The following is a 1,547-nucleotide window of genomic DNA, read 5'->3' as shown; positions in this document are numbered from 1 at the left end:
GCCGACGGCGACGCTGTGCCTGCGTTGTGGCAATGGTGCTTTTTCCAGGACCCGCTGCCGGAGGTGGCGTTGGGCAGCGACGGCCACCCGGCACGCGGCGGGTTCCTGCCGCCGGCCGATAACCGCAATCGCATGTGGGCCGGTGGGCGTCTTGAATTTCTGCAGCCACTGCGGGCTGGCGAGGCGGCTACGCGCGTGTCGACCATCACCCAGGTCGAAGAAAAGACCGGGCGCACCGGCTCACTGCTATTTGTCACTGTGCGCCATGACTACTCCCAGGAAGGGCGGCTGGCCATCCGCGAGGAACAGGACATCGTCTACCGCGAACCCACGCCACCCAAGCCTGGCAGCGGCGACGCGCTGGCCCGGGGCGAATGGACAGAGGCCGTCGAGCCGACGCCGACCCTGTTGTTCCGCTACAGCGCCGTCACGTTCAACGGCCACCGCATCCACTACGACTACCCCTACGTCACCGGCACCGAAGGCTATGCCGGCCTGGTGGTGCATGGCCCGCTGATCGCCACTTTGAACCTGCGTGCGTTCTGCCGGGCGCACCCTGAGGCGACCCTGCGCCGCTTTGCCTATCGCGGCGTGCGCCCACTGATTGCGCCACAGCCTTTTGAGGTGGGCGGGCGTATCACCGCAACCGGCGTCGCAGAACTCTGGGCGGGCAACACTGAAGGCCTGGCGCAGACCGCCCAAGTGCATTTCGAATAACCCGATAACAACAGGCGGAGAGCCGTTAATGAATGCCCATGACAACGAAGAACTCAAGGCCATCCGCGAAGGCGTGCGCGCCTTGTGCGCCGAGTTCGATGCCGCTTACTGGCGCAAGATCGATGAAAAAAAAGGCTTCCCTGAAGCCTTCGTCAAGGCCCTGACCGACGCCGGTTGGCTGTCGGCCATGATCCCCGAGGAATACGGCGGTTCCGGCCTGGGCCTGGCCGAAGCCTCGGTGATCCTTGAGGAAGTCAACCGCTGCGGCGGCAACTCGGGCACCGTACACGGCCAGATGTACAACATGTTCACCCTGCTGCGTCACGGCAGCGAGGCGCAAAAACGCTACTACCTGCCCAAGCTGGCCAGCGGTGAATTGCGCCTGCAGTCGATGGCCGTCACCGAGCCCACTACCGGCACCGACACCACCAAGATCAAGACCACGGCGATCAAGCGCGGCGACAAGTACGTGATCAACGGCCAGAAAGTCTGGATCTCTCGGGTACAGCATTCCGACCTGATGATCCTGCTGGCGCGCACCACGCCTTTGGCCGACGTAAAGAAAAAGTCCGAAGGCATGTCGATCTTCCTAGTGGACCTGCGCCAGGCCATCGGCAACGGCCTCACCGTGCAGCCCATCGCCAATATGGTCAACCACGAGACCAACGAGCTGTTCTTCGACAACCTGGAGCTGCCCCTGGACAGCCTGATTGGCGAGGAGGGCAAGGGCTTCAAATACATCCTCGATGGCCTGAATGCCGAGCGTACGCTGATTGCCGCCGAGTGCATCGGTGACGGCCGCTGGTTCATCGAAAAGGCCAGCGCCTATG

2 protein-coding genes are annotated in these 1,547 nt (G+C 63.3%); both read left to right on the top strand.

Translation table 11 applies throughout. From position 1 onward, the window contains the following. A partial coding sequence (locus tag BKD70_RS22810) for a MaoC family dehydratase N-terminal domain-containing protein (protein WP_070415453.1) occupies positions 1 to 717 on the top strand: 717 nt, incomplete at its 5' end. Positions 718 to 745: 28 nt separating this feature from the next. Continuing rightward, on the top strand, positions 746 to 1,547 hold an 802-nt coding region (locus BKD70_RS22805; protein ID WP_070415452.1), incomplete at its 3' end, for an acyl-CoA dehydrogenase family protein.

The sequence above is a fragment of the Pseudomonas sp. BS-2016 genome (assembly GCF_001806145.1).
In the GTDB taxonomy this organism is placed as follows: Bacteria; Pseudomonadota; Gammaproteobacteria; order Pseudomonadales; family Pseudomonadaceae; genus Aquipseudomonas; species Aquipseudomonas lundensis.
The sequence above is the reverse complement of the archived record's forward strand: the minus strand, read 5'-3'. Positions and strand labels throughout refer to the sequence as shown.